The organism is Acidovorax sp. GW835-FHT14G06, from assembly GCF_058793595.1.
The window spans coordinates 43,509-63,086 of the sequence record NZ_JBXAGA010000016.1; the positions used below are offsets into that span (position 1 = coordinate 43,509).

18 protein-coding genes are annotated in these 19,578 nt (G+C 66.0%); 4 read left to right on the forward strand and 14 right to left on the reverse strand.

All coding sequences use genetic code 11. The annotated features are described in order from the left end of the window. Entirely contained in the window at nt 1-1,590 is a 1,590-nt protein-coding gene (pcnB, locus tag AC1Q64_RS22410; RefSeq protein WP_492252884.1) for a polynucleotide adenylyltransferase PcnB, read from the forward strand. Then, nucleotides 1,587-2,114: a 2-amino-4-hydroxy-6-hydroxymethyldihydropteridine diphosphokinase gene (folK, locus tag AC1Q64_RS22415; RefSeq protein WP_492252885.1), complete on the forward strand. Its 528-nt coding sequence runs from the start codon at nt 1,587-1,589 to the stop codon at nt 2,112-2,114. Before pcnB ends, folK begins: the two co-directional genes overlap by 4 nt. Before the next feature lie 201 nt (nt 2,115-2,315). Here folK and AC1Q64_RS22420 read toward each other — a convergent pair whose 3' ends face one another. The 4 genes from AC1Q64_RS22420 to AC1Q64_RS22435 form a co-directional block, all read right to left on the reverse strand. Further along, nucleotides 2,316-3,308 carry a tripartite tricarboxylate transporter substrate binding protein gene (locus AC1Q64_RS22420; RefSeq protein ID WP_291438301.1) on the reverse strand — a complete coding sequence of 331 codons (993 nt, stop codon included), beginning with the start codon at nt 3,306-3,308 and terminating at the stop codon, nt 2,316-2,318. A 72-nt stretch (nt 3,309-3,380) separates the two neighbouring features. Then, on the reverse strand, nt 3,381-4,067 hold the full coding sequence (locus tag AC1Q64_RS22425; protein ID WP_492252886.1) for a response regulator transcription factor: 687 nt from the start codon (nt 4,065-4,067) through the stop codon (nt 3,381-3,383). After that, a complete protein-coding gene (locus tag AC1Q64_RS22430) occupies nt 4,064-6,265 on the reverse strand; it encodes an ATP-binding protein (RefSeq protein WP_291438299.1) in 2,202 nt (733 codons plus the stop codon). The genes AC1Q64_RS22425 and AC1Q64_RS22430 overlap by 4 nt, the downstream gene beginning before the upstream one ends. Before the next feature lie 36 nt (nt 6,266-6,301). After that, complete coding sequence (locus AC1Q64_RS22435; RefSeq protein WP_291438298.1) at nt 6,302-7,366, reverse strand: CDP-6-deoxy-delta-3,4-glucoseen reductase; 1,065 nt, start codon at nt 7,364-7,366, stop codon at nt 6,302-6,304. Nucleotides 7,367-7,414: 48 nt separating this feature from the next. Here AC1Q64_RS22435 and AC1Q64_RS22440 point away from each other — a divergent pair, with 48 nt between their 5' ends. Then, on the forward strand, nt 7,415-8,359 hold the full coding sequence (locus tag AC1Q64_RS22440) for an SDR family oxidoreductase (protein WP_291438297.1): 945 nt from the start codon (nt 7,415-7,417) through the stop codon (nt 8,357-8,359). A gap of 50 nt (nt 8,360-8,409) precedes the next feature. On the opposite strand, the gene AC1Q64_RS22445 is transcribed toward AC1Q64_RS22440, so the two are convergent. From AC1Q64_RS22445 to AC1Q64_RS22465, 5 genes are all read right to left on the reverse strand, one after another. Next, nucleotides 8,410-9,075 carry a DUF4124 domain-containing protein gene (locus tag AC1Q64_RS22445; RefSeq protein WP_492252887.1) on the reverse strand — a complete coding sequence of 222 codons (666 nt, stop codon included), beginning with the start codon at nt 9,073-9,075 and terminating at the stop codon, nt 8,410-8,412. 44 nt (nt 9,076-9,119) lie between these two features. Beyond that, nucleotides 9,120-9,671, reverse strand: a complete 552-nt coding sequence (locus AC1Q64_RS22450; RefSeq protein ID WP_291438295.1) for a hypothetical protein — start codon at nt 9,669-9,671, stop codon at nt 9,120-9,122. Nucleotides 9,672-10,011: 340 nt separating this feature from the next. Continuing rightward, nucleotides 10,012-10,971 (reverse strand): chemotaxis protein, encoded by a 960-nt coding sequence (locus AC1Q64_RS22455; RefSeq protein WP_291438294.1) that lies wholly within the window; start codon nt 10,969-10,971, stop codon nt 10,012-10,014. Nucleotides 10,972-11,225: 254 nt separating this feature from the next. Continuing rightward, nucleotides 11,226-11,549 (reverse strand): antibiotic biosynthesis monooxygenase family protein, encoded by a 324-nt coding sequence (locus tag AC1Q64_RS22460; protein ID WP_492252888.1) that lies wholly within the window; start codon nt 11,547-11,549, stop codon nt 11,226-11,228. 102 nt (nt 11,550-11,651) lie between these two features. Then, nucleotides 11,652-12,554, reverse strand: a complete 903-nt coding sequence (locus tag AC1Q64_RS22465; protein WP_291438292.1) for a LysR family transcriptional regulator — start codon at nt 12,552-12,554, stop codon at nt 11,652-11,654. A gap of 114 nt (nt 12,555-12,668) precedes the next feature. On the opposite strand from AC1Q64_RS22465, the gene AC1Q64_RS22470 reads away from it, so the two are divergent. Next, complete coding sequence (locus AC1Q64_RS22470; protein ID WP_492252889.1) at nt 12,669-13,310, forward strand: NAD(P)-dependent oxidoreductase; 642 nt, start codon at nt 12,669-12,671, stop codon at nt 13,308-13,310. Nucleotides 13,311-13,410: 100 nt separating this feature from the next. Here AC1Q64_RS22470 and AC1Q64_RS22475 read toward each other — a convergent pair whose 3' ends face one another. From AC1Q64_RS22475 to AC1Q64_RS22495, 5 genes are all read right to left on the reverse strand, one after another. Next, on the reverse strand, nt 13,411-14,691 hold the full coding sequence (locus AC1Q64_RS22475; protein ID WP_492252890.1) for a TRAP transporter large permease subunit: 1,281 nt from the start codon (nt 14,689-14,691) through the stop codon (nt 13,411-13,413). Between the two features lie 43 nt (nt 14,692-14,734). After that, on the reverse strand, nt 14,735-15,307 hold the full coding sequence (locus tag AC1Q64_RS22480; RefSeq protein WP_492252891.1) for a TRAP transporter small permease: 573 nt from the start codon (nt 15,305-15,307) through the stop codon (nt 14,735-14,737). Nucleotides 15,308-15,333: 26 nt separating this feature from the next. Then, nucleotides 15,334-16,563: a fumarylacetoacetate hydrolase family protein gene (locus AC1Q64_RS22485; protein WP_492252892.1), complete on the reverse strand. Its 1,230-nt coding sequence runs from the start codon at nt 16,561-16,563 to the stop codon at nt 15,334-15,336. A gap of 53 nt (nt 16,564-16,616) precedes the next feature. Next, nucleotides 16,617-18,398 (reverse strand): IlvD/Edd family dehydratase, encoded by a 1,782-nt coding sequence (locus AC1Q64_RS22490; protein ID WP_492252893.1) that lies wholly within the window; start codon nt 18,396-18,398, stop codon nt 16,617-16,619. A 70-nt stretch (nt 18,399-18,468) separates the two neighbouring features. Then, nucleotides 18,469-19,488 (reverse strand): TRAP transporter substrate-binding protein, encoded by a 1,020-nt coding sequence (locus AC1Q64_RS22495; RefSeq protein ID WP_492252894.1) that lies wholly within the window; start codon nt 19,486-19,488, stop codon nt 18,469-18,471. Nucleotides 19,489-19,578 lie beyond the last annotated feature (90 nt).

A 19,578-nucleotide genomic window follows, 5' to 3' on the forward strand; every position in this document is an offset into this window, starting at 1 on the left:
ATGATCAAGAAGTTCATCGACAAACTGCTGGGCAAATCGACGCCCGGGACCTCGGGCGGCAAGCCCCATTTCGGCAAGCGCGAAGAGGTGCCCGCCAGCGTGCACGGCATCAACCCCGAGCTGGTGGACCGCCGCGCCGCCGAGGTGGTGCAGACGCTCAAGGACGCCGGCTTCGAGGCCTACATCGTGGGTGGCGCTGTGCGCGACCTGCTGCTGGGCCTGCGCCCCAAGGACTTCGACGTGGCCACCAACGCCACGCCCGAGCAGGTCAAGGGCCTTTTTCGCCGCGCGTTCATCATCGGCAAGCGCTTTCGCATCGTGCATGTGGTGCACGGCCGGGGCCGCGAGCACGAGGTGATCGAGGTCTCCACCTTCCGCGCCTACCTCGACAATGCCGCAGCGGGTCAGGTGGCTGGCAACGAAAAGACCAGCAAGGCGCAGCTGTCGGGCATGCAGCATGCCGTGGACGCCAGCGGCCGCGTGCTGCGCGACAACGTTTGGGGCCCGCAGGACGAAGACGCCACGCGCCGCGACTTCACCGTGAACGCCATGTACTACGACCCGGTCAGCCAGATCGTGGTGGACTACCATAAGGGTTTGCAGGACGCGAAGAAGAAGACGCTGCGCATGATTGGCGACCCCGCCACGCGCTACCGCGAAGACCCGGTGCGCATCATCCGCGCCGTGCGTTTTGCGGCCAAGCTCAGCCCGCTGGGCTTCAGCATCGATGCCAAGTCGGCCGCGCCGCTGGTGCAGTCGCAGGCCCTGCTGGCCGAGGTCCCCCAAAGCCGCATGTTTGACGAAATGCTCAAGCTGTTGCAGACCGGGCACGCCATCGCCACCATCGAGCAGCTGCGCAAGCTGGGCATGTCCAAGGGCATCTACCCGCTGCTGGACGTGGCCGTGGAGCGCGCCGACACGCCTTTTGTGAAGGCGGCCCTGGTGGACACCGACCGCCGCGTGAACGAAGGCAAGCCTGTGGCCCCTAGCTTCTTGCTGGCCTGCGTGCTGTGGGAAGACGTGCGCAATGGCTGGCAGGAGCGCCTGAACCAGCGCCAACACCCGCTGCCCGCGCTGCAAGAGGCCATCGACGAGGTGTTCGACAAACGCATTGGCGACGTGTCGGGCCGCGGCAAGCTGGCCGCCGACATGCGTGAGATCTGGGTGATGCAGCCGCGTTTTGAAAAGCGAGTGGGTAACACTCCGTTCGGCATGGTCATGCAGCCGCGCTTTCGCGCCGGGTTCGACTTCATGCGCCTGCGCGCCGATGTGGGCGAAGTCGAGGAAGCCCTGGCTGAGTGGTGGCAAGACTTCCAGACGGCGGACGATGAGCGCCGCGACGACCTGATGGACCAGGCCAAGGAAGAGCAGAAGGCCCGCCAGAAAGCGCAGCCTGTGGTCAAGCGTGTGCCTCGCAGTGCACCTGCTGCAGCACCACGTGCCCCTGGTACCGTCCAAGACACTGACCATGCGGGCGGCGAGACCGAATGGGCCGCCGAAAGTGGCGCGCCCAAGAAGCGCCGCCGTCGTCGCCGCAAGCCCGGTGGTGGTGGCGGCGAAGGTGCAGCACCTGCTGCCGCTGGCGAGTGAGTTTGCCGGACGTGGGGGAGCAGGCTGAGCGGCCCTCTCGGGTCTATGTGGGCCTGGGGGCCAATCTGGGAGAGCGGCAAGCCGCCTTGCGCAAGGCTTTGGCCGCCATCGATGAGTTGCCCAGCACCCGGGTCATGCGTGTATCGCCGCTCTATGGCAGCGCACCGGTCGATGCCGGTGGCCCGGACTACCTCAACGCCGTGGCCGAGCTGACAACGACCCTGGCACCTGAGGCCCTGCTGGGTGCCTTGCAAGCCATCGAGCTATCTGCCGGCCGCGAGCGCCCCTACCGCAACGCGCCGCGCACACTGGACCTCGACATTCTGTGGTTTGGCGACCAGGTGATCGACACCCCCATGCTCACCGTGCCCCACCCCCGCATGGCCGAGCGCGCGTTTGTGCTGCGCCCCCTGGCCGATCTGGTGCCGGAGCGGGTGGATGCGGCGGTGTTGCAGGCCGTGGCGTCGCAGGACATTCACCAGTTGGAAGGCTCAGGGTGGGCGGACGCTGTGGTGGGTGGGTAATTTGCTCCTGAAAAAGGAGCGTCTAGTGCTTGAAGCATAAGCACTAGAGGTCAAAAACACTGAAAAATTTCATTCCGCGGCAGTTTCACCCGTACGGGATGAAACCTGGGTTGAAACTTGCGCAACACCTACGCCAGTGCCACCGTGGAACCGGCTCCGCAGGGCCGCGGGTGGCGTACCCCATAGCGGGCCTTTTCCGGGTCAATCCACCTTTGCCCCGGACGCCTTCACCACCTGCTGGTATTTGGCTCGCTCGCTGGCCATGAAGCCGTCGAACTGCTGTGGCGTGGTGGCCACGGGCTCTGCCAGCAGCGCGGCAAAACGGGTCTTGGTTTCGGGCGCGTTCAGTGCGGCCACGAAGGCCTTGTTCAGCTTGTCGATGATGGGCTTGGGCGTGGCGGCGGGGGCGACCAAGCCCCACCAGGTGTCGATGGAAAAGCCCTTGAACGTGGCCGAGGTCGCCGCGAGGGGCGGCACGCCCGGCAGCGAGGCCGAGGCGTCGAGCGAGGTCACGGCCAGGGCCTTGAGCTTGCCCGCGCGGATGTTGGGTGCAGCGGCGGCCAGGTTGTCGATGTTGAAGTCCACCTCGCCCGCCAGCAGCGCCAGCTGGGCCGGGTTGGCACCCCGGTAGGGGATGTGCAGTGCGTAGATGCCCGCGCGCTGCTTGAACATTTCGCCTGCCAGGTGGCCCGCGCTGCCGTTGCCGCCACTGCCGTAGTTGAGCTTGGCGGGGTTGGCCTTGGCGTAGGCGATCAGGTCGGCCACCGAGTGGATCTTGAGCTGCTCGGCCTTGGCGGCGTTCATGACGAGCACGTTGGGCACGCGCACCATCTGCGTGATGCCGGCAAAGTCCTTGCCCGCGTCATAGGGCATGCGTGCATACAGCCAGGGGTTGACCGCATGGGTGGCGGTGGCTGCGATGCCGATGGTCAGGCCGTCGGGCGCGGCCTTGGCAATCGCGTCGGCGCCGATGTTGCCGCCCGCGCCACCCTTGTTGTCGATGATGACCGTGCCCAGCGAATCGCGCACTCGCTCGGCCAGCGCGCGGGCTGTAACGTCGATGGGGCCGCCCGGGGCGTACGGCACGATCAAGCGGATGGGCTGGCCCGCATCCTGTGCCCACGCGGCGGAGGACGAAAAAACCGTTGCGGTGGCAGCGGCGCTGGCGAGGAGGATCAGGTTTCTGCGGTTCATGGGCGCCATTGTGCAAAAAAATCGTAAGAAAGCTTATGAAGCCCTGAGGCGGTGATGGTCAGGCCGTGATCGTCATGCCGTGCGGGGTGTGTTGAGCGCCACGCCCAAGCCTTCTACCAACATGCCCAGTTCGTGCGACGAGCGGATGTCCAGCTTCAGGAAGATGGCGGACCGGTGTGTGTCCACAGTGCGCGGGTCGATGGGGCGCTCTGGGTCACGCTGGGCCAGCGCGCGGGCGGCTTCCTTGCTGCTGATGCCGGTGGCAAGCAGCTGGGCGACCTCCTGCTGGCGCGGGCTCAGGGCGTTCCAGCGATCGCGCTGCTGCTGCTGCCGCTGCACCTGTCGTGCTTGCGCCTGAGACAGAGTGGAGGCTTTTTCGACGGCGGCCAGCAGGGTGGATTCGCTGCACGGTTTTTCGAGCCAGTCCACCGCCCCTTGCTTGACAGCCGCCACGGCGGAAGACAGCTCGCCATGGGCCGACAGGAACACGGTCTTGAGTACGCTGTGGCGTTGGCCGAGTTCGTGGAACACCTGCAGCCCGCTCAGGCCCTCCATGCGCAGGTCCAGCAGAACGCAGCCAGGCTGGTCCAGCGTGGCCTCTGCCAGAAAGGCCTCCCCGCCCGCGAAGGTGTGCACCTGGTGTCCGCGTGCGATCAGCAGTGCGGCCAGCGATTGGCGCACGCCTTCGTCGTCGTCCACGATGTAGACCACGGTGGGGTCCGGCGAGTCAGCGGCGATGGGGGCAGTGTCGTAGGTCATGGCGCGGTGGCATTCGCGGTGGCGGGGGTGCAGGGCAGGCGGATCTCGAAGACCGCGCCGCCGCCATCGCGGTTGCGGGCCTGCAGCTGGCCGCCCATGCTCTCAATGATGGAGCGGCAGATGTTGAGACCGAGGCCCAGCCCGTCGGAACGGGTGGTGAAAAAGGGCTCGAACAGGCGCTCCGCGATGCCGGGCGGCAGGCCCGGGCCCCGGTCAAGCACCTGTACCAGCGCGTGTCCATCGTCTGCTGCCATGCGCAGCCGCAGCTCTTGGCTTCCGGTTGGAGGCTGGTGGGTCTGCATGGCCTGCAGGGCGTTCAGACCCAGGTTGATCACCACCTGTTCAAGCAGCACGCGGTCAGCGTTTACCTGCAACGGGGCTCCGGCCTGTTCCACGCGCACGGGAATTCCCTGGCGGCGGGCCTCAGCGCGCAGCAGCAACTCCAGCGACTGCTCCACGATGGCCGAGAGGTCGCAAGGCTCGCGGGCTTCAGGGTGCTGGCGTACCCAGCGACGAATACGGCCCACGATGTCTGCGGCCCGCAGCGCCTGGGTCGACAGGGCCTCCAGGCTGTCGTGGAGGGGGCCGGTCTTGCCCTGGGCTGCCAGCGCCCTTGCAGCGGCTGCGTAGTTGACCAGGGCGGCCAGCGGCTGGTTGAGCTCGTGGGCCAGGGTGGACGCCATCTCGCCCACCGTGATGACGCGCTGCACCCGTTGCAGCTGGGTCTCGCGCTGCTGCTGCTGTTCCTCGGCCCGCTTCTGCGCGGTGATGTTGACCACCGAACTCATCCAGCCGATGTGCTGGCCACTGCCGTCAATGAGGCGCGTGGTGTAGAACATGGTGTATACGTCCGACCCGTCCCGGTGCCTCAGCCGGTTCTCTCGCCCCTGGGGAAACGCGTTGCCGGCCAGCACGGTGTCGCTGTCATTCCAGTGGCGGTCCAGTTCGTCAGGGTGCCAGTAGGGGTAGGGCGGGAGCTGGCCGATGAGTTCGTCGGCCCGGTAGCCCACCATGTCGCACATGGCGGCATTGACATACACGATGCGGCCTTCGAGGTCGCGGGCGCGCATGCCCACCAGCAACGAGTCCTCCATGGACTGGCGGAACGCCTGGGCCTGCTGCAGCGCATGGGTACGCTCCTGCACGCGCTGCTCCAGTTCGATGCGGGCCAGCCGGTTTTCGGCGAGGCGCCGCTCGCGCAACTGCCAGTACAGCGCACCCAGCACCAGCAGGCCCGACGCCAGCGTGGCCAGCGCCCAGGCCTGTTGCCGCGCCAGGGCCACCACGCGGCTGTCGGCGGTGACGGTGAGGGTCCAGCCCAGGTCGGGCAGCTTCTCTTCGAACGCCAGGTAGCTTTTGCCGCCCGTGCCGTCCATGCGCAGTTCGGCACCGGGTGGGTCTTCCTGCTGGCGCAGGGTCCAGGGCACGGCGCGCGGGGTCCATCCCGTGCCGTACTGTTCGTTGTGCTGCAGCTGCTGCACCAGTGGGGCGGGCAAGGGCTGGCTGGTGCGGTAGAGCCAGCCGGGCACCGAGCCGAGAAAGACGATGCCCCGCTCGTCCGTCACGAACACTGGATCGCGCAGCTGGGCCCATGGGTCCGAGATGGGTTCCATGCGCACCTTGACCGCCACCACGCCGATCACGCGGCCCGCATCGACCACCGGTGCAGAGACAAACAGGCCCGGCTCGCCCGTGGTTTTGCCCACGCCATAAAAGCGGCCCGTCTGGCCCGCCAGGGCGTCGCGAAAGTACGGGCGGTTGCCGTAGTTCTGGTGGACAAAGCTGTTGGGGGTGTCCCAGTTGCTGGACGCGAGCGTGAGGCCCTCTGGATCCATCACGTACAGCATGTCGGAGCCCGCATGCTGGTTCACCGCCTGCAGGTAGGCGTTGGCGGCGTCGCGCACGGCCTGCGATGCGGGCCGCTGCAGAAGCTGCCGCACCAGTGGGTGCTGTGCGGCCGTGAAGGGCAGGTAGTTGTATCGCGTGGCCACGCCACGCAGCGCCAGGGCTTGCACCTCACCCAGGCGGCGCAGGTTGTCCCACTGGGCGTCGCGTTCGCTCTGCTCGGCCCATTCGCCCGCACCCCACACCAGCAGGGCAGCCAGGCACAGCAGCGTGGCAATGAAGCCCCCGCGCCGGGCTTGGGGCCAGCGGCGCGGCGTGCCCTGCGGGGCTGGCTGGGCAGGCACTGCGCGCACGGTCAGTGTGGAGCCAGGTGCAGTGTAGAGGCTGGGTCAGCCGCCGTGCTTGTCGGCTTCCGACGTGAACGCGTCGGCAAAAAACTCCTCGGGCGGCAGGCCGCGCTGGGCGCTGTAGGCATCGCGGGCAGATTCGACCACGATGGGCGCGCCGCAGGCATAGACCTGGTGGCCCGACAGGTCAGCAAAGTCGTCCAGCACCGCCTGGTGCACAAAGCCGGTGCGGCCGGTCCAGTCGTCTTCGGGCAGGGCGTTGGAGACGACCGGTACATAGCGCAACCACGGCAGTTCGGCCACACGGGCCTGCACCCAGTCGGCCAGGTACAGGTCGCCAGGTCGGCGGCCACCCCAGTACAACACGGTGGGGCGGCTGATGCCCTTGAACTGCAGGTGCTCGATCAACGCCTTGATGGGGGCAAAACCGGTGCCCGAGGCCAGCAGCACGATGGGCTTGTCGGAGTCCTCGCGCAGAAAGAAGCTGCCGAACGGGCCCTCGACGCGCAGGATTTCCTTTTCTTTCATCGAACCAAACACATGGTCGGTGAATTTGCCACCCGCCATGTGGCGGATGTGCAGCTCCACGCCCGGCGCCTCGGCCTGGGTGTGCGGCGCGTTGGCCATCGAGTAGGCGCGGCGGGCGCCATCGCGCAGGATGAATTCGATGTACTGGCCCGCGTGGTAGCGGAAGGTATCTGCGGCAGGCAGTTGCAGGCGCACCTGCATCACGTCGTGCGACTTCTTGTCGAGCGATGCCACGCGCACCGGCATCTTCTTGATGGGGTAGGCGCTTTCGTCGGTGACCTGGCGCGATTCCAGCACCACGTCGGACAGCGGCTGGGCGCAGCAGGTCAGGACCAGACCCGCAGCCTCTTCATCGGCCGTCAGGGCCTTGGACTGGTGGGCGCTGTGCTGCACGGTGCCGCTGAGTTTTTTGCACTTGCACGAGCCACACGCGCCGTCCTTGCAGCCATAGGGCAGGCCCACGCCGCTGCGGATGGCGGCGGCCAGGATGGCTTCGCCCGCATTGGCACTGAAAGCGCGGCCACTGGGCTGCACGGTGATCTGGAACGCTGCGGTGGTGGCAGCCTCGGCGCTGGTCATGTGTGGGTATCCTTGGAGTCGTCTCTAGCTAAGCAAACGGACCCGATTTTGCCCTCAAACCAGAACCCCCTCGGCGCGCTGCCAGCGCGCTTTCGTCGCGAACGCCTGCTCATCGTGGGCTGTGGTGATGTAGGTCAACGGGTACTGCGCAATTTGCAGACCGGCCCCGGTGCCGGGCGCATGCAGGTGCTGGCGCTGACCTCCAGCGCGGGGCGGGTGGCGGGGCTGCGCGCACAAGGGGCCCGGCCTCTGGTGGGTAATCTGGACGATGTGGGCACGTTGCGCAGGCTGTCTGGCCTGGCTACGCGGGTGCTGCATCTGGCGCCCCCGCCGGGGGAAGGGGCCGGGGGCGATGCCTGGTGGCGTGACCCGCGTACCGTAGCGCTGACCCGTGCGCTGAGGCTGCGCAGCTTGCCAATGTCATTGGCCTATGCGTCTACCAGCGGTGTGTATGGCGATTGTCAGGGGGCCCTGGTGGCAGAGACCCGGGCAGTGGCCCCCGGCACCCCGCGCGCCCAGCGCCGCGTGAACGCCGAGCGCGCCGTGCGTCATCTGGGCCGCGCGGGAGTGCGGGCCACCGTGCTGCGCATTCCAGGCATCTACGCCCCCGACCGCGAGGGCGGCACGCCCGAGGCCCGCTTGCGCCGGGGCACGCCCGTGCTCGTGGCCGAGGACGATGTGTTCACTAACCACATCCACGCCGACGACCTGGCGCGCGCCTGCATGGCCGCGGTATGGAAAGGGCGCCCGCAGCGTGCCTACAACGTGAGTGATTCCACCCACATGAAGATGGGCGACTACTTTGACCTGGCGGCCGACCTGTACGGCCTGCCGCGCCCCCCGCGCGTGCCGCGCAGCACGGCTCAGGAACAGCTGTCGCTGATGCTGTTGAGTTTCATGAGCGAATCACGCCGGCTGGATAACCAGCGCATGCTGCGCGAGCTGGGTCTGCGGTTGCGCTACCCCAGTGTGGCCGAAGGGTTGCGAGCCTGAGAAGCTGGAGAAGCCCGTACTTTCCTCATCCTGCCCACATGGGCGCCAGATCAGCGGGGGTAGCTATTGCCCTGGGCGTCGTAGCAGCGAAACACATTGCATTGCGTGAATTTTTTGGGGGCGGGGGTGGGTGCCGGTGGTTGCACGGGCGTGGGCCGCACCGGGTAATACGGTGGGGGCACGACGACTACCGGCGTCGTGGTGCTACTTGACCGGGGGCGGGACTTCTCCACCTCTGCATAGCCCTGAGGGCCCAGGCAGTCCAAGTCGACCTGCCGCTGCGCCGCCTCCACCCGCAGGCTTTGCTCGTAGCCACCGCCGGTGACACTGCTCAACACCACATCCAGGTTGCGGCGTGAGCGGGCGCACTCGGGAGAGCGTGCATAGTCTGTGGTTTTGGCCGGGGCTGTCTGGTCGCGCTGCGCATTGCGCCGTGATTCAGTCTCTGCGGCGGTGGCCTCGGCCTGCAGGCGCTGCTGTTTGCGTGCCAGCGCCTCGGCAGCCTCTTCGCGTTCCTGCTGAATCTCTTGCGGAGTCTTGCGGGCCTCCACCTCGCGCACGGCGGTGCCGCTGGCGCATGTGCCGTCGGTGTAGGTGACTTTGCCCGTGGCAGCGTCAGTGCAGCGTACGACCTGCGCCTGGGCGCTCACGGGGGGTAGTGCGCCCAGGAAGACCACGCACAGGCCGGCGATGAGGGAGTGGGTACGTGGCTTCATGGTGGCTAGAGAGTTGTGGGTGCAGCGGGGTCAGCGCCAGGCCATCACGGCTTTTCCGGGCTGTTGGACTGCTGGCGCGAGCGCCAGTCGTACGGGCTCGGGGTGTAGCTGTCGGGTGCCAGCCGGCCGGGGCGGTTTTCGCGGTTGCGGCGGTCTTCGGCAGCGCGGCGATCCCGCTCTGCCTGTTCCCGGCGGGCCTGGTCCTGTTCACGGGCCCGGCGATCCAGTTCGCGGGCCTGCTGGTCGCGGCGTTCGCGTTCGCGGGCGGCCCGGTCGCGCTCAGCGCGGTCACGGTCTCGCTCTCTTTCGCGCCAGTCATTGCGGTTGCGGTCGTTGTCCCAGCGGTTGTCGTCGCGGTCACGTCCGCCGTAGTAGATGGCGGGTGGTGGCGGCGGAGCCGAATAGATCACGCCAGGCGCACGGTACACAGGCGGGGCCTGGTACACCGGCGGCGGGGCGCTGTAGATGTAGCCTGGCTGCTCATACACCGGGTAGCGCGGGGAGTCGTAGTAAGGATCGCCCGGCACAGTGGCGCACCCCGTCACCAGGGCCCCCAGGACCGTGGCGGAGAGGATGCGGGTGATGGTGTAGGTCATGGTGTTCAGACTCCGGCCGGGTGGGCGCGTTCCGCCTTGTCCGTAAAGCCCATGAAAAGCGCTCCGGTGGAGCGTTACAAATTTCAGGGGCCTGGCACAGGGGTGCCAGTCACTTTAGCGCGTGGGGGCGGGCTTTGGTTGAAGTGGCGCCCGAACAGGTGCCGGCTGAGGCTGTAACAACCCGTGAATAAGGGACTCGCCTGCAGCTTTATTCTTTCGAAATTGATAGCTGTCATGCCATATTCGACCGGCGCTATCAGCTGTTTTGACTGAGAATCAAGCCCGAAAAAAATAAAACGGCCCCGCAAGGCCGTTGTGCCGCACCGGGTCGGGCACAGATTTACTTGGGCAGCACGCGGCGGATGGTTTCGGCCAGGTCTTCCGCCACAAACTTGGCCACGTAGCCGTCGGCCCCGACGCTGCGCACATGGTCTTCGTTGGCCGAGCCCGACAGCGAGGAGTGGATGACCACCGGCAGCCCATGAAAGCGGGCGTCCTGCTTGATGTTACGCGTCAGCGTGAAGCCGTCCATTTCGGGCATTTCCAGGTCGGTCAGCACCATGGACACGCGGTCGAGCACGGTCTTGCCTTCGGCCTCTGCACTCTTGGCGATGGCGTTGAGCCGGTCCCAGGCCTCCTTGCCCGACTTCACCATTTCATAGGGCGCGTTGAGCACCTTGAGTTCCTGCTCGATGAGCGAGCGGGCCACGAACGAGTCGTCGGCTGCCAGGATGATGGTGCCGGGTCTGAGTTTCAGCTTGGCACCCACCTTCTCTTCGGTAACTTCATGGCCGTCAGATGGCGACACCATCTGCAGGATGGCTTCCACATCCAGCACCTGTGCCAGGCGGGACTCGTCGGTGTTGCCGTCCAGGCGGGCAATGCTGGTCACGAGCTTGCCAGCGGCGCCGCTGGTTTCTGCCGACAGCACCTGCTTCCAGTCCAGGCGCACGATGTCTTCCACCGACTCGACCGCAAACGCCTGGGTGGTGCGCGCGTATTCGGTCACCAGCATGATGTTCAGACCCGTCTGGGGCTTGCAGCCCACAATGGAGGGCAGGTCCAGCACCGGAATCACCTGTCCGCGCAGGTTGACCACCCCCAACGAATGGGCCGTCGTACCCGCGATCGGTGTGATGCTGGGCATGGCCACAATCTCGCGGATCTTGAAGACGTTGATGCCGAACAGCTCGGACTTGCCCAAGGCGCTGTCAATGCCCAGGCGAAACAGCAACAGCTCAAACTTGTTGGTGCTGGTGAGGTTGGTCCGCTCGTCGATGTCCTGCTGGATGGCTTTCATTTTTCGATCCTTCGCGCAAAAGATACGCGTGTTTACAAATTCTAGAAGTAGACGTCGCGACTGTCCGCAATTTTTGCACCTGCAGCAGACATTCCCTGGGCCTCACGAACCCCATTAGGGTTTGCATAGGCGTTGCATCTTTCGCAACGTTGCTTGTGTGCACCGGATTCCCGGTCTGCACCAGCATTTGTGTGGAAATGTATCATATTTATCAAAATAATCAATATTTTCCATGCGAGCCCGTTTCCTGTGTCTCAAATGGCAGGTGTTGATCGAAGGGCGATGGAGGAAGCTGGGGCTCCAAAGTGGAGCACGGTGGGAAACGGATCGTAGAAATGGTGCAAAAGACGTTTCCAGTCCTGGTATTGCGGCGATTGGCGAAAGCCCACCTCGTGGTCTTCCAGTGTGGCCCAACGCACCAGCAACACGTACTCCTGAGGGCGTTCAAGGCAATGACCTAGTTCATGGGCCAAATAGCCGGGCATGGATGCAATGGTGGTCTGCGCTTTGGCAAAGGCCTCTTCAAAGGCTGCGTTCTGCCCAACGCGAACGGTGAGGTGGGCGATTTCAAGGATCATGACGAGGCGATTCGGCTGCAATTCCGTTTTGTACCCTAGTGCCCCATCAAAATGGGCCGCCTCGCGGCAGCAGCGTCCATGCACCGCAGTCGGATCGGGCTCTCAGCGGTATATGCCAGGCAATTGGCGCAAGTAGAGGTCCAGCGCTGCAATCGCCTGACGCACCTTGGCGGGCTGGGCATCGCGCTGGGGCGTAACGGCCCAGATGTCCAGCGTGCCAAACGACCAGTCGGGCAGCAGCCGCACCAGCCGTCCGGCCTGCATCGCGTCATGCGAGTCCATGCTGCCCACCAGCGCCAACCCCAGCCCGGCCTCGCACATCTGCTGGATCGAGAGCTGGTTGTTGCTGGCAATGCGCGGCTCCACCCGCAGCGCGCGGGGTTCGCCTGTGGGACTGCGCAGATCAATGAGCAGCCCTCCCCCCTCGCGCGCAAAGCCCAGCCAGCTGTGGGACAACAGAGCGTCCGGGTGCTGGGGCATCCCGTGTGTGGCCACCCATTCGGGCGACGCGCACAGGTACCAACTCATGCCCCCCAGGCGCCTGGCCGCCCAGGTCGAGTCCGCCAGGCGCCCGTAGCGCACCGCCAGATCGATGCGGGCGTTGATGAGGTCGATGGTGGAGTCGTCCACCAGCAGCCGCAGGCGCAGCGCCGGGTGCGCGGCCAGCAGTTCGCCCAGGGCGGGCGCGATGTGCCGCGCGAAACCCACGGTGGCCGACATCCGCAATTCGCCACTGGGCGCATCCCGGGACGCTGCCAGCTCCGCGCGCGCTTGCTCCGCCGCCGCCCACATGGCAGCGCAGCGCGCGTGGTAACGCTGGCCCGCCTCGGTGAGCGCCAGCTTGCGCGTGGAGCGGTGCAGCAGCGTCACGCCGCCGTCGCTTTCGAGCTTGCGCACCTGCTGGCTCACCGCCGAAGTGCTCATGCCCAGGGCGCGCGCGGCGCCGCTCATCGAGCCGTGCTGCACCACGGCGGCAAATACAGCCATGCGTTTGAGGTCTTCCATGAGGGTTTCATTGTGAAGTACAGCTTCAAAGAGAAGGCATTTTCAGCCATCTACCGCGCAGTTTAGGAAGCTCTTATTCTCACTGCATCGCAACTTTGATCCCAAGGACATCGTATGAACATCGCCCTGATTGGTGCCACCGGCTTCGTCGGCTCGGCCGTACTGAACGAACTGCTGCAGCGCGGCCACCATGTGACCGTACTGGCCCGCAACCCTGGCAAGGTCACCGCCCGCGAGCGCTTGACCGTGGTAGCAGCCGACGCTCAGGACGCCACCCAGGTGGCCAAGGCAGCTGCAGGCCACGACGCGGTGGTGAGCGCCTACAACCCGGGCTGGACGGTGCCGGACATCCACGATCAGTTCCTCAAGGGCACACGCGCCATCATTGACGGTACCAAGGCCGCCGGCGTGCGCCGCTTGCTGGTGGTGGGTGGCGCGGGCAGCCTGTTTGTGGCGCCTGGCGTGCAACTGGTGGACACGCCCCAGTTCCCGGCCGAATGGAAGCAGGGCGCCCTGGCCGCGCGCGAGGCGTTGAACTGGATTCGCACCGAAAGCACGCTGGACTGGACCTTTCTATCGCCCCCCATCCTGCTGCAGCCCGGCGAGCGCACCGGCCAGTACCGCCTGGGCGACGAAGCTCCGCTGATGAATGGCGACCAGCCCGGCAGCATCAGCGCGGCCGACCTGGCAGTGGCGATGGCCGATGAGCTGGAGGCACCGCGCCACGTGCAAAAGCGGTTCACTGTGGCGAACTGAGTGGTGCTCTGAATAGTGCTTTGGAGTAAGTTGATCCTGATTTGATAGCTGAAAGCGCAATGCCTATAAGCGCTTGTGGCTTTTCTTGAGGTTCAGAGGCTTAGCCAGTAAACCACCGCATCGGCACCATCACGATGGACGGAAATAGCACCATCAGGAACATCACCGCGAACTGCGCCACCATGAACGGGATGACACCCCGGGTGACATCGTCCATGCGCATCTTGCCCACGCCTGCCACCACGTTCAGCACCGTGCCGACGGGCGGTGTGATGAGTCCGATGGCGTTATTGATGATGAAGAGCACGCCGAAATAGACGGGGTCGATGCCGGCGGCTTTGACCACCGGCATCAGCACGGGGGTGAGGATGAGGATGGCGGGCGTCATGTCCATGGCGGTGCCCACGGCCATCACCAGCACCATGATGGCGACGAGTAGCAGGGTGGGGTGTTCCATCAAGGGCTTGAGCAGGCTCACCAGCTGGCGTGGGATGTCTGCCACGGTGATGAGCCAGGCGCTGACCATGGCGGCGGCCACCAGGAACATGATCACGGCCGTGGTCTTGGCGGCGCTGATGAACACATCGGTCAGCTGGCGCCATTGCAGCTCGCGGTAGACCAGCGTGGCTACCAGCAGGGCGTACACGGCAGCGACGGCAGCGGCTTCAGTAGGGGTGAACACGCCCATCTTCAGGCCCACGATCACGATCACCGGCAGGAACAGTGCCCAGGTCGATTCCTTGAGCGCCTGCAGCTTCTCGGCCGTGGAGGCCTTGGGTGGCGGTGTAACGTTTTCGCGCTGCGACACCCAGTACCAGGTGATGGCAATCGCCAGCCCCATCAGCAGTCCCGGCACGATGCCGGCCAAAAAGAGCTTGCTGATCGACACATTGGCCGCCACGCCAAACACCACAAAGCCGATGGAGGGCGGGATGACCGGCGCGATGATGCCGGCCGAGGCAATGAGCCCGCCCGCGCGCGCCTTGTCGTGCCCGGCCTTGATCATCATGGGCAGCAGCAGGGCCGCCAATGCCGCTGTATCTGCCACGGCTGAGCCCGACAGCGCCGCCAGCATGCAGGCCGCGAGGATGGCGACAAAGCCCAGCCCGCCGCGCTTGTGTCCCACCAGCGTGAGCGCGAGTTTGACGATGCGCTGCGACAGCCCACCCACGTTCATGATCTCGCCGGCCAGCATGAAGAACGGCACGGCCAGCAAGGGAAAGCTGTCGGCACCGTTGATCACGTTCTGCGCGAGGATCTGCGCGTCGAACAGGTCCAGGTGCCACATCAAGGCGACGCCGGAGACCAGCAGCGCGTAGGCAATAGGTACGCCGATGGCCATGGCGGCCAGCAGGGAGCCCAGGAAGATGAAAACGGTCATGGGGTGTTGCTCCGGATCAGGGCCATGGTTCGCAAGGTGTCGGTCACTGGCGCGGCGTCGTGGTGGTAGCTGGGGCGGTGTGTGGCAGGTGGCTGCCCACGATGGCCAGCTCTTCGGATTCGGCGATGTGCACCAGCTCGCTGTCCGGCATCTGGCCGGACACGATGCGCCATCCATCCATCGCCAGCAGCACGCCGGACGCCACGGCAAACACCACGCCGGAGGCATAGAAGATGGCCATGGATGCACCGGTGACCGGTGCATCCACATCCCAGTTGATACGCGCCTGCGCCAGCGCGCCGCTGAACAGCAGCCAGGTGCACCAGATCATCAGCGCGTAGCTGATGGCGAGGCAGATGCGCTTGCCCAGCGGCGGCAGGCGCGCCAGCAGAAAGTCCGTGCCCAGGTGGCCCCGCTCGCGCACCGCCACGATGGCGCCCAGGAAGGTGATCCACACAAACAGCCAGCGCGAAACCTCCTCGCTGATGGCGATGCCGGAGTTGAACGCGTAGCGCAGCACCACGTTGCCAAACACCATCACCACCATCACGGCCAGCGCCAGGGCAATGAGCAGGTTGATCCAGCGGCAGCAGCGGTCGATGAAGGCATTGAGCATGGGGTTGTCTCCTGTTTTCTTTTGACTCAAAGCGCTGTGCCCTGCAGCAGCCCGCGCTGCGCCAGGTTGGCCATGAAGGCGCGCAGGCCAAAGCGCCAGGGCGGCGCTGTTTCGCTGTGTGCCACGCGGTTGTGCAGCCCACCCAGCCAGGCGCTCTGGATGGACACCAGGTCGCCCAGGTGGTGGGTGAAGCCGCCGCCCGGCTGGTCGCGGTCTTCGATGGGGGCGAACAGCGTGCCCATGAACAGCACGAACCCATCCGGGTACTGGTGCGCGGCCAGGGTCTGTGCCACCAGGTCGGTGGGGTCGCGGCTGATGCTGGCCATGGTGTTGATGCCGCGCAGCTCAAAGCCGTCTTGGCCTGCCACGCGCAAGTGCACCGTTTCATTGCGCACCTGTTCCAGCCCGAAGCTGGCGTCGAACAGGCGGATGAAGGGGCCTAAAGCGCACGAGGCGTTGTTGTCCTTGGCCTTGCCCAGCAGCAGGGCGCTGCGGCCCTCGATATCGCGCAGGTTGACATCGTTGCCCAGCGTGGCGCCCACGATCTGGCCCCGGCTGTTCACCGCTAGCACCACCTCGGGCTCGGGGTTGTTCCAGGCCGAATCGGAGCGGATGCCGATGTCGTCGCCGCAGCCCACCGAGGCCAGCACCGGCGCCTTGGTGAACACCTCCGCATCGGGGCCGATACCCACTTCCAAGTATTGCGACCACAGGCCTTTGTCTTGCAGCAGTGCTTTCAGGCGCATGGCCTCGGGCGAGCCCGGGCGAATGTCCGCCAGGTTCTGGCCGATGAGGCCGATGACCTGGCTGCGCAGTCCCTGCGCGCGGGTGGCATCGCCGCGCGCCTGCTCTTCGATCACGCGTTCGATCAGGCTGGCGGCAAACGTCACGCCCGCAGCCTTCACCACCTGCAAGTCGCACGGGGCCAGCAGCCAGGGGCGGCTGGTGTCGCGCGTGCCGGGCAGGCTGTTGGCCAGCAGGTCTTCCACGCTGCACAGGTACTGGCCGGTGGCCGCACGCACCGCCTCGGCGGGCGCCAGGGTGTCGAGCAGCGTGCTCATGGTGGGGTAGTGCGCGCTCAGGTCGAACACACCCTCAGGCCGCAGTGCCACCACCGCCGGGCCGGGAACGGCGCCATGGGGCGCCCACACGCGGCCTACCAGTGTGCCCTGCAGACCATCGTCGGGGAGTACTTGCAATGCGGTCTGGGGCGCACGGGCCCGTTCGGCAACTGCCGCTGCCGTCATGTTGTTCATGGAGAGTCCTTCGAAAAAGTCCGGGAAGGCGCCGGTGGCCCACCCGTTGGTTGTCAGTGGTTGTGGCGTGGCGTCTTTTCGGAAATGCGCTGGAAGCCCAGCGCAAAGTCCAGCGTGGCGCCGTCGGCCAGTTGCCCCGTCTTTTCGCGGTACAGCGCCTCCCAGGGCGACTGGCTCGCAGGCACGGGCGGGGCGGGGAGGTCACGTTGTCGGCGTGCGATCTCCTCAGGCGCCACGAGGGCATCGCAGCGTCCAGTGTTCAGGTCGATGCGGATCATGTCGCCGCTTTGCAGCCAGGAGAGGCCTCCGCCCACGGCGCTCTCGGGCGATGCATTCAGGATGGACGGGCTGTCCGCCGTGCCTGACTGGCGCCCGTCGCCCAGCGTCGGCAGGGTGTTGATGCCACGCTTGATCAGCGCATCGGGCGGCTGCATGTTGACCACCTCGGCCGAACCGGGCCAGCCGATGGGGCCCGCGCCGCGCATCACCAGGATGCAGCCTTCGTCAATGTTCAGTGCGGGGTCGTTGATGCGCGCGTGGTAGTCGTCCGCGCCTTCAAACACCACGGCACGGGCTTCAAAGATGCCTTCAGCCTCCGGCTGGCTGAGGTAGCGCTGACGAAAGGCTTCGGAGATGACCGATGTCTTCATGATCCCGAAGTCGAACAGGTTGCCGCTGAGCACCATGAACCCCGCCTTCTGCATGAGCGGGTTGGCGAATGGGCGGATCACCTCGCGGTCATGGGTTTCGCGGCCCTGCAGGTTCTCGCCCACCGTCTTGCCTGTCACGCTGGCGCAATCGGTATGCAGCTTGCCCGCTTGCTGCAGCTCCCACATCAGCGCGGGCACGCCGCCTGCGCGGAAGAAGCGCTCGCCGAGGAACTGGCCCGCAGGCTGCATGTTCAGTAGCAGGGGCAGGTCGTAGGCGTGGTCGGTCCAGTCTTGCGCGTCCAGCTGCACGCCCGCGTGCCGCGCCATGGCCATGATGTGCACCTGCGCGTTGCTGCTACCGCCCGCCACGCTGACAATAGATAGCGCGTTCAAAAAACTCTCCCGCGTCAGGATGCGCGAGGGGCGCAGGTCTTCATACGCCATCTCCACGATGCGCCGCCCGGTCTCGTACGCCATCTGGCCGCGTTCGCGGTAGGGCGCCGGGATGGCCGCGCAGCCCGGCAGCGACAGGCCCAGGGCTTCTGCCACGGCGTTCATGGTGGAGGCCGTTCCCATGGTGTTGCAGTGGCCCGCCGACGGTGCGCTGCTGCAGGCGCGCTGCAGGAACTCTTCTTCATCAATCTCGCCCGCCGCGAGCTGGCGGCGGCTGCGCCAGATGACGGTGCCCGAGCCCACCAGCTGCCCTTCGTGCCAGCCGTCCAGCATCGGTCCGCCCGAGAGCACGATGGCCGGGATGTCCACCGTGGACGCGGCCATGATGCCCGCGGGCGTGGTCTTGTCACAGCCGGTGGTCAGCACCACCGCGTCGATGGGGTAGCCGTACAGGATCTCCACCAGCCCCAGGTAGGCCAGGTTGCGGTCCAGCGCGGCCGTGGGGCGGCGGCAGTTTTCAAAGATGGGGTGGACGGGGAACTCCATCGGAATGCCGCCCGCATCGCGGATGCCGTCGCGCACGCGGCGCGCCAGGTCCAAGTGGATGCGATTGCAGGGCGACAGGTCGCTGCCCGTCTGCGCAATGCCGATGATGGGCCGGCCCGAGCGCAGCTCTTCGGGTGTGAGCCCGTAGTTCATGAACCGCTCCAGGTACAGCGCGGTCATGTCCGAGCGCTCGGGCGCGGCAAACCATTCGCGGGAGCGGAAGGGGCGGCGGGGTGTTTTTGTCATGGGATCGAGACGTCGCAAAGGAGGGGCTGGACGCAGCCGGAAGCTGCGCCCTGGGGAGCGAACCAGTGGCTTACTTGCCGCCCCGCGCCTTGGTCAGCTCACCCATCATTTCGCTGGTGGTCTCTTCACCAAACTCCTTGCCGTACTTGGCCAGCACAGGCTGCAGCTTGGTGCGCAGCTTGGCCTGCTCAGCGGCGGGCAGTTCGGTGATCTGCATGCCGGCCTTTTTCAGCTCGCCCAGGGCGGTTTCGCTGAAGGCGCGGATGGTCTTGCGTTCAAACAGCGTAGCCTCGCGGGCGGCCTCCTGCACGATCTTGCGCTCGTCTGCCGAGAGGCTATCCCAGGTCTTCTTGGACATCAGCAGCACCCAGGCGCTGTACATGTGGCGCGACAGCACCAGGTGCTTTTGCACCTCATAGAACTTGCTGGCCAGGATGGTGGCGGACGGGTTTTCCTGCCCGTCCACGGCAGACTGCTCCATGGCCGTGTACAGCTCTGTAAACGGCATGGGCGTGGCGTTGGTGCCCAGCGCGTTGAAGGTGTCCAGGAACAGGGGGCTCTGGATCACACGCAGCTTCAGGCCCGTCAGGTCGTCCGCCTTGTTGATGGGGCGGCGCGAGTTGGTCACGTGGCGAAAGCCGTTCTCCCAGAAACCCAGCCCGATCAGGCCCTTGTCGGGCAGCATGGCCAGCAGCTTCTGGCCGAAGGGGCCGTCGAGCAAGGCGTCGGCTTCTGCCTCGGTGTTGAAGGTGAGTGGCAGGTTCAGCACGCCAAAGGGCTTGATCAGCGACATCAGCGTGGATGAATCCGGAATCGTCATCTCCAGCGTGCCGCCGCGCAGGGCCGAGGTCATGCTCACGTCGTTGCCCAGGGCGCCGCTGGCGAACAGCTTGGCGTTCATCTTGCCGCCGCTCTTGGCCTGCAGGCGCTCGGCAAAGTGGCGCACGGCCTGGGCCTGCGGGTGGTCGTCGCTCAGGCCGATGCCGACCTTGAAGGTGTGTTCCTTGACTTGGGCCGCGACGGGGGTGGTAAGGGCGGCCAGCAGCGTGGTGGCAAGCGCCAAGGATTTGGCGAGGGAATGGAATTGCATGGTGTCTTGTCTCCGTTGGAATGGCGGGACCCCGCTGGCGAGGCCGTTGGCGTATGCAGCTTTTTTGGGCAAGCCGTCATGAACGCAAGG

Bases quoted from the DNA above. Each gene is read 5' to 3' on its own strand.
- AC1Q64_RS22480 (WP_492252891.1), bottom strand. From the start codon at position 15,307: ATGCTCAATGCCTTCATCGACCGCTGCTGCCGCTGGATCAACCTGCTC.
- AC1Q64_RS22460 (WP_492252888.1), bottom strand. From the start codon at position 11,549: ATGATCCTTGAAATCGCCCACCTCACCGTTCGCGTTGGGCAGAACGCA.
- AC1Q64_RS22445 (WP_492252887.1), bottom strand. From the start codon at position 9,075: ATGAAGCCACGTACCCACTCCCTCATCGCCGGCCTGTGCGTGGTCTTC.
- AC1Q64_RS22470 (WP_492252889.1), top strand. From the start codon at position 12,669: ATGAACATCGCCCTGATTGGTGCCACCGGCTTCGTCGGCTCGGCCGTA.
- AC1Q64_RS22490 (WP_492252893.1), bottom strand. From the start codon at position 18,398: ATGACAAAAACACCCCGCCGCCCCTTCCGCTCCCGCGAATGGTTTGCC.
- AC1Q64_RS22455 (WP_291438294.1), bottom strand. From the start codon at position 10,971: ATGAAAGCCATCCAGCAGGACATCGACGAGCGGACCAACCTCACCAGC.
- AC1Q64_RS22465 (WP_291438292.1), bottom strand. From the start codon at position 12,554: ATGGAAGACCTCAAACGCATGGCTGTATTTGCCGCCGTGGTGCAGCAC.
- AC1Q64_RS22475 (WP_492252890.1), bottom strand. From the start codon at position 14,691: ATGACCGTTTTCATCTTCCTGGGCTCCCTGCTGGCCGCCATGGCCATC.
- AC1Q64_RS22420 (WP_291438301.1), bottom strand. From the start codon at position 3,308: ATGAACCGCAGAAACCTGATCCTCCTCGCCAGCGCCGCTGCCACCGCA.
- pcnB (WP_492252884.1), top strand. From the start codon at position 1: ATGATCAAGAAGTTCATCGACAAACTGCTGGGCAAATCGACGCCCGGG.
- AC1Q64_RS22495 (WP_492252894.1), bottom strand. From the start codon at position 19,488: ATGCAATTCCATTCCCTCGCCAAATCCTTGGCGCTTGCCACCACGCTG.
- AC1Q64_RS22435 (WP_291438298.1), bottom strand. From the start codon at position 7,366: ATGACCAGCGCCGAGGCTGCCACCACCGCAGCGTTCCAGATCACCGTG.
- AC1Q64_RS22485 (WP_492252892.1), bottom strand. From the start codon at position 16,563: ATGAACAACATGACGGCAGCGGCAGTTGCCGAACGGGCCCGTGCGCCC.
- AC1Q64_RS22425 (WP_492252886.1), bottom strand. From the start codon at position 4,067: ATGACCTACGACACTGCCCCCATCGCCGCTGACTCGCCGGACCCCACC.
- AC1Q64_RS22450 (WP_291438295.1), bottom strand. From the start codon at position 9,671: ATGACCTACACCATCACCCGCATCCTCTCCGCCACGGTCCTGGGGGCC.